Here is a 7,030-nt window from a genome sequence, read left to right as displayed (position 1 = left end):
TTCTGTCCCATGTCCGCACCTCAATCATTTGGTGCCACATGACGAATCATGATCGATTCCTCTCGGACAAGACCAAGACTGATGGGTGAATCAATTCACCGCATCAGACTTGTGGGTAACTGCAAGCCGATATCCACCGGAGCGCGCGAGCGCCCCGGCACAGGCCCGACATTACCCGTTGCAGGCCAGCTTTTGCGGCTGGGGCTGGCGGAAATAGGACGACAATTCGACCACCGCTGCCGGTTTTGAATTGGCCCATTCGGGCGCGGCCGGCGTGCTGGCGGCCTGCCCCTCTTGGCGCAGTTTTTCAGGCAAGTCCGGCGAATGCGACTGCATCAGCAGCTGCGGATTGGTCGCCTTGCGTACATTTTTCTGAATCGACATATCGAACTGGATCAGATCACCCGCATCGAGCGATGGCGCATCGTGAATGCTGCCATCCCCCGGTGTGTAGAATGCAAGGTCCCCTTGGTCCTCGCACCAGATCACGGCCTTTTGCGCCGCTGAATCCGACCACAACACGACACCGAACATATTCTGCAGTTTCATAGTCTAGGTTCCCCATCTTGCCCTGACACTGTGTTAATTTTTCTGCGCTCGAAACATGATGAAGTTGGCGTCGGGGGACGAAAAATTGTGTCACCTCATGTTGACGCTGACGCCAACCCGCAGCACAGTTGGAGTAGATCAGCGTCAATTGTCTCGAGTTCGACGGGTTCCTTGGTTTCAAAGTCGCGGCACCAGCCGGTCGCGGACACTTGAAGCCGGGAGATGTTCAGAGCGCTATCCCGCATCGACCCCGACGAAGGCCCTGACTATGACCAATCCAAGCCCCTCGGAATTGCGCAACATGCTGGGCGCGAACTTGAGGGAGTTGGCAAAGTCCACCAATTCGATTTCGGCGCTGTGTCGAGAGATCGGAATCAACCGAACACAATTCAATCGCTACCTGTCGGGAGAGAGTTTCCCAAGGCCTGACGTGCTGTTTCGAATCTGCCGGTATTTCAATGTCGATGCCCGGATTCTTCTGGAACCGCTGGCCGATATCGGCCCATCAGAGCGGTCCTTGCTGGCGCATCCCGACGTCCAGGATTTTCTGTCAGCGGGCGTGCAAGCATTGACCGAGACGCAGTTTCCCAGCGGGTTTTACCAGTTCGTGCGCAAGAGCTTTCTCAATGATGAAACCTTCGTGCGCGGGCTGATTTATGTCTACCGCAAGGATGATGCCGTGTTTCTGCGTGGGTTCGAGGCGAAAGCGGCCATGGCGGAACAGGGCCTGCCAACCGACCCCAGAACGCGCGAGTTCCGCGGTTTGGTGATGGCGGCGGAAGGCGGGATTGCCGCGCTGGTGAGTCGGCGCAATTCGCTGTCGATCTCGTTCAATTTCTTTGCGCAAATCTCGTCGTTCGAGAACAATCAATGGGCTGGATACTCTGTGCGAACGGCGCGGGAAAGCGTGATCGGCTCGCGCACATCCAGGGCGGTGTACGAGCATCTGGGTCAGGACACGGGCAAGATCCTCTCGGCGGCCCGGCAATCCGGATTTTGCACGGCGGATGAGCTGGTCCCCTATCAACGCTCACACCTGCGCGTCGACGAGCCGTTTTACTAGGTCGGAGGCGCAGCACTACATGTCGCGATCCGACGCGACCTCGATGCGGCGCCGCGTCACGGTCCTCAGGACAGTCTAGCTGGAGGCCGCGATGACCGTGATTGATCCCATTCTGGCCGATGTGCAAAAACCGACGTCTCAGGCGCGCGGACTGCCGAATGCGCATTACACCGACGCTTCCGCCTTTGCAGAAGAGCGCGACGCGCTGTTCGGGGCGGGCTGGGCCGGTCTTGCGGTGGCATCGGAGGTGCCGCAGATCGGCGATGCGATCCCGATCACGTTCCTTGACATGCCGCTGCTGCTGATCCGGAGCCGCGATAACGCGGTGCGGGTGTTCCAGAACATCTGCCGTCATCGCGGCATGATCCTGGTCGAGGCGCCACGCCGGATCGAAGGCGCAATCCGCTGCCCCTATCATTCGTGGTGTTACAGTACCCAGGGGCAATTGGTGGCAACGCCACATGTGGGCGGGCCGGGATACAATTCGCATGCCGATCTGGATCGCACGACATTGGGCCTGATCGAGGTGCGCAGCCATGTCTGGCGGGATGTCGTCTGGATCAACCTGTCCGGTCACGCCCCCGACTTCGAAGCGGCCATGGCCGATGTCATCGCCCGTTGGGGCGATTTCGAACAGCCGGTCCATCACGGTGGCGCGGACAGCCGGTTCAGCCTTACCGTCGAGGGAAACTGGAAACTCGCGATCGAAAATTACTGCGAGAGCTATCACCTGCCTTGGGTGCATCCTGGGCTGAACAGCTATTCGCGACTGGAAGACCATTACAATATTGAAATGGATGGGCTGACATCCGGCCAGGGCACAAAGGTCTATCGTCAGTTGCGCGATGAGGCGGGCACCACCTTCCCGGATTTTCCGGGTCTGGATGCGAAATGGGACGCGGGCGCGGAATACCTGTCGATCTATCCCAATGTGCTGATGGGGGTGCACCGCGACCATGCGTTCGCAATCATCCTGCGGCCCGACGGGCCGGGGCGAACGCATGAGCATGTGCACCTTTACTACGCGGCCGAGGACACCGACGACACATTGCGCCGGCGCAATGCCGCGCAGTGGAAAGAGGTTTTCGAAGAAGACATCTTTGTCGTCGAGGGGATGCAGCTCGGCCGGCGCGCGCCCGGTTTCGACGGCGGGCGGTTTTCTCCGGCGATGGACGGGCCGACGCATTGTTTTCACCGTTGGGCCGCCGGGCGACTGGCGCAAGCACGGACGGTCGAGGCATGAGCCGGACGCTGGACAGCGCGCTATCCGCGGCGCATGCGACAGGCGACCTGGACGCGCTTGTGGGTCTTTACCATAGAGCCGCAACCGACGCGAACGCCGAGGATGCGGCCGGGTTCTACCTCACCCATGCCTACATCTTTGCCCTGGAACGGGGCGACCCGCGTGCCGAAGCCTTGCGTGATCACCTGGTCTTTTTGGGACGCGAAAGCGGTCCCCCTGCCCCCGGCCTGGATCAGCCGGCTGCCGGGGCCATGGGCGGTGTGCGCACCTGATCGTAAAGATGCCAAGTGGCGTGTCCCAGCAACGGCAGCACGATCAACAAGCCAAGAAATGCCGGGATCATCGCAAGCAGCGTGACCACCGCGATGAATGCGCCCCAGCCCAGCATCACCACCGGATGCTGCATGACGTATTGGAACGAGGTGATCATCGCTGTCACGAAATCGACCTCGCGATCGAGCAATAGCGGCAGAGCGATCACCGTGATGTTGAACAGCAGGATCGCGAACAGCGCGCCGACGACGGTGCCCATCGCCAGCATCATCAGGCCGTTTGCAGTCAGGTAGACGTCAAAGGAGGTCGACACGTTGGTCATCGTGCTCAGGCCCAGGAACAGGGCAAAGATCATGTGGCCGATGAAAAACCAGAACAGGAAAACGATCACGATGATCGCGCAGATCGACGGCAATTGCCGCCGCGACTGATGCAGGATAACGCCGAAAACTTCGGAGGCGATCAGGGCATCGCCGCGTTCCAGACGCCGGCTCACTTCGTAGAATCCAACCGCTGCGAAGGGGCCGAGCAGTGGAAACCCGATGGCCGCCAGAACCAGCCAGAAGGTCGTTTCCGTCTGCACCGTAATCCAAGCAATCGCCCAGCCGGCAAGAACGTAGGCCCCGGCAAAAATCAGCGCATACCCAGGCGCGCGCCGCAAATCCTGCCAGCCACGCGCCAATGCCGTGCGTAATGTTCGGGTCGACACCGGGCTCAGCGTCGGCACACCCAGATGTGGGGTTTCAGACATGCGTTCCTCCCTCGGCGGGCGTCCCCGCAACCGCATGAAAGCCGCTTGTGGCGGGTTTGGCAACGGCACATCGACGAAAATCCGTTTTGGCGCCGCCCGCTGCCCGCGCCCGATCAGTCGCCCTGCGCTTCGGCCCTGGATTTGCCCGACACGTTGAGCGCCAGCGTCGCCGCCATGAACGGACCGAGATCCCCGTCCAGAACCCCCTTGGTGTCGGAGGTTTCGTGACCCGTGCGCAGGTCCTTGACCATCTGGTAAGGTTGCAGAACATAGGACCGGATCTGGTTGCCCCAGCCGGCGTCCCCCTTGGCCTCGTGGGCGGCGTTGATATCGGCGTTGCGGCGATCCAGTTCCATCTGGTAAAGCCGCGACTTCAGCGCCTTCATGGCGATATCGCGGTTTTGGTGTTGGGATTTTTCCGAACTGGTCACGACGATCCCCGTCGGCGCATGGGTGATCCGCACCGCAGAGTCGGTGGTGTTCACGTGCTGCCCGCCCGCGCCCGACGATCGGTAGGTATCGACCCGGATATCGGCCGGATTCACTTCGATCTCGATATTGTCATCGACCACCGGGTAAACCCAGACCGAGCAAAACGACGTGTGCCGCTTGGCCGCGCTGTCGAAGGGCGAAATGCGCACCAGGCGATGCACGCCGCTTTCGGACTTGAGCCAGCCATAGGCGTTCGGCCCGCTGATCTTGTAGGAGGCAGATTTGATCCCTGCCTCTTCACCCGGTGTTTCGGCTTGCTTTTCGACCTCGTACCCATGCTGTTCAGCCCAGCGAACGTACATGCGGGCCAGCATATTGGCCCAATCACAGCTTTCGGTGCCACCGGCACCCGAATTGATTTCCAGGAAGGTGTCATTGCCGTCCGCCTCACCATCCAGCAGCGCTTCCAGCTCTTTCTTGGCGGCCTTTTCCTCCAGCGCCTTGAGCGCCGTCTCGGCGTCGGTGACAACCTCCTGGTCGCCCTCCATCTCGCCAAGCTCGATCATCTCGACATTGTCGGACAGATCCTGCTTGATCGAGCTATAGGTCTCCATCGCGTCGATCAGCATCTGCCGGTCGCGCATCAGCTTTTGCGCGGCTGCCGGATCATCCCACAGCGTCGGGTCTTCCACGCGCGCGTTGAACTCTTCCAAACGGTGCTGGGCCGACTCCCAATCCAGACGCTGTTCCAGCAGGCCCAGCGATTTTTCGATTTGGGCCACGGTGTGTTCGATTTCGGCGCGCATCTTGTGTTCCCGGTCAGTCAATCAACCCGGCTGATACCAAGCCCGTCCGCCAGCAGCAAGCGGTGCCTGTGCAGCCCGAAGCGCGACGCCTTGCTGGTACCGTGATCCGCGATCAAGGATTATGACTCGCAAGGTGGCCTGAGCCAAACGGGTGCGCGGCAAGGCAATTGCCAGATCACGCCCCAGCCAACGGCTTTGCTGCGACAGCATAGGGCCACGGCCCCTTGGCATGGGACGTGGTCGCAATCTGCCGCATTTGAAAACAAGAGGCCGCCGGCCCGTGACCATGCCTGGGGGCGGTCCTTCCCCTTGGCGTTCCTGCCGCCCTCATCGGACCCGGACTTTGCCCGCATCCCAAAGCTGCTGACACCCCGTATCAAACACAACAGGATCAGCCGGCCAGAGCCAGAATTGACAAAGGCCGCCCCTTCGGACGGCCTTTGTCTTTGTTCTGACAGTCGCCGGGCTACCGGCCCGAGGATTTTACTCGTCTTCGTCCAACGCCTCGACAGCCTTTTGCAGGTCGTCTTTCGACACCTCTTTTTCTGTCACCGTCGCCTGTTCGGCGACGTGATCGACAACCTTGTCCTCAAAGATAGGCGCACGCAGTTGCTGTTGCATCTGCTGATTCTGGCGCACGAAATCGAAGAATTCGCGTTCCTGACCGGGATACTGACGCGCCTGGTTCATGATGGCTTGCGTCATCTCGGCGTCAGTCACCTCGATCTCGGCCTGCTGCCCCAGCTCCGCCAGTAGCAGACCCAGCTTCACGCGGCGTTCCGCCAGCTTGTTATGCTCCTCGGTCGGTACGATCTCGGGGTGATCGTGCCCTTCCACGTCAGGGTTTTCCTCGTGCCAGAGCTGATGCGCGATCTGCTTGGCCTCGGCCTCGACCAGCGACGGGGGCAGATCGATGGTCACTTTTTCGTCCAGTTGGTCAAGAAGATCCCGCTTCATCACTTGGCGCGCGGCACCGACGTATTCGGCTTCCAAACGCTCCGCGATCTGGGCCTTGAGCGCGGCCAGATCCTCGGCGCCGAACTTGGTCGCCAGCTCGTCATTGATCTCGGCTGCGACCGGTTCTTTCACGGCTTTGACGGTGCATTCGAAGACCGCCGTTTTCCCGGCAAGATTTTCTGCGCCATACTCCTCGGGGAAGGTCACTTCGACGTTTTTCTCGTCACCGACCTTTACACCGACCAGCTGTTCTTCGAAGCCCGGGATGAACGAACCCGATCCCAGAACGAGCGGGTAATCCTCGGCCGCGCCACCTTCGAAGGCTTCGCCATCGACCTTGCCAACGAAATCGATCACGACCTGGTCGCCGTCCTGGGCTTCCGATCCCGCGTCGCGATCAGAGAAATCCTGCGCGCTTTCAGCAAGGTTCCCGAGCGCCTCGTCGACCTCGGTATCGCCCGCCTTGACGACCATTTTCTCCAGGGTGATGGACCCGTAATCGACCTCTGGCATGTCCGGCAGTTTTTCGTAGGACATGTCAACTTCGATGTCTTCGCCCTCTTTCCAGTCCTCATTGGTCATCTTGACCTCGGGCTGAAGCGCCGGGCGGTCGCCGGATTCCTCGAAATGCTTGGACATCGCGTCGTCGATGGTTTCCTGCATGGCTTCGCCCAGCAGGCGCTGCCCGAACTGCTTCTTGAGAAGCGGCATCGGCACTTTGCCCTTGCGGAACCCTTTCATCTCGATTTCGGGTTGCGCTTCCTTGAGCTTGTCGTTGACCTTCGAGTCCAGTTCATCCGCCGAGACGGTGATGGAGTACTGGCGCTTGAGGCCTTCATTGAGCGTTTCGGTGACCTGCATGTCGTCCTTATCCATTGCATAGGGGCCGCGGAGGCGTCCACGGCGGTCAAAATCCACCGCGTCTTAGAGGTGGGTGTGCAACGGTGCAAGCGGGA

Annotated in this window: 7 protein-coding genes; 3 read left to right on the top strand and 4 right to left on the bottom strand. The window is 60.4% G+C overall.

The annotated features are described in order from the left end of the window. Positions 1-171 precede the first annotated feature (171 nt). The gene (locus LCF59_RS08705; protein ID WP_292287067.1) at positions 172-549 is read right to left on the bottom strand and encodes a hypothetical protein; all 378 of its coding nucleotides are present in this window, start codon (positions 547-549) and stop codon (positions 172-174) included. Positions 550-817: 268 nt separating this feature from the next. Between LCF59_RS08705 and LCF59_RS08700 the strand changes: the two genes are divergently transcribed. The 3 genes from LCF59_RS08700 to LCF59_RS08690 all read left to right on the top strand — a co-directional run bounded on the left by LCF59_RS08700 (position 818) and on the right by LCF59_RS08690 (position 3,127). After that, complete coding sequence (locus tag LCF59_RS08700) at positions 818-1,612, top strand: helix-turn-helix transcriptional regulator (RefSeq protein ID WP_292287066.1); 795 nt, start codon at positions 818-820, stop codon at positions 1,610-1,612. A gap of 91 nt (positions 1,613-1,703) precedes the next feature. Further along, positions 1,704-2,855 (top strand): aromatic ring-hydroxylating dioxygenase subunit alpha, encoded by a 1,152-nt coding sequence (locus tag LCF59_RS08695; RefSeq protein WP_292287065.1) that lies wholly within the window; start codon positions 1,704-1,706, stop codon positions 2,853-2,855. Continuing rightward, positions 2,852-3,127: a hypothetical protein gene (locus LCF59_RS08690; protein WP_292287064.1), complete on the top strand. Its 276-nt coding sequence runs from the start codon at positions 2,852-2,854 to the stop codon at positions 3,125-3,127. Before LCF59_RS08695 ends, LCF59_RS08690 begins: the two co-directional genes overlap by 4 nt. Here LCF59_RS08690 and LCF59_RS08685 read toward each other — a convergent pair. The 3 genes from LCF59_RS08685 to tig all read right to left on the bottom strand — a co-directional run bounded on the left by LCF59_RS08685 (position 3,088) and on the right by tig (position 6,935). Continuing rightward, the gene (locus tag LCF59_RS08685) at positions 3,088-3,879 is read right to left on the bottom strand and encodes a DUF2189 domain-containing protein (protein WP_292287063.1); all 792 of its coding nucleotides are present in this window, start codon (positions 3,877-3,879) and stop codon (positions 3,088-3,090) included. The genes LCF59_RS08690 and LCF59_RS08685 overlap by 40 nt on opposite strands. A 113-nt stretch (positions 3,880-3,992) precedes the next feature. Beyond that, positions 3,993-5,117 carry a peptide chain release factor 2 gene (prfB, locus tag LCF59_RS08680; protein ID WP_292287062.1) on the bottom strand — a complete coding sequence of 375 codons (1,125 nt, stop codon included), beginning with the start codon at positions 5,115-5,117 and terminating at the stop codon, positions 3,993-3,995. A 483-nt stretch (positions 5,118-5,600) separates the two neighbouring features. After that, the gene (gene tig / locus LCF59_RS08675) at positions 5,601-6,935 is read right to left on the bottom strand and encodes a trigger factor (protein ID WP_292287061.1); all 1,335 of its coding nucleotides are present in this window, start codon (positions 6,933-6,935) and stop codon (positions 5,601-5,603) included. Between the last annotated feature and the right edge of the window lie 95 nt (positions 6,936-7,030).

Source organism: Marivita sp., from assembly GCF_020055675.1.
GTDB lineage: Bacteria > Pseudomonadota > Alphaproteobacteria > Rhodobacterales > Rhodobacteraceae > Marivita.
The sequence above is the reverse complement of the archived record's forward strand: the minus strand, read 5'-3'. Positions and strand labels throughout refer to the sequence as shown.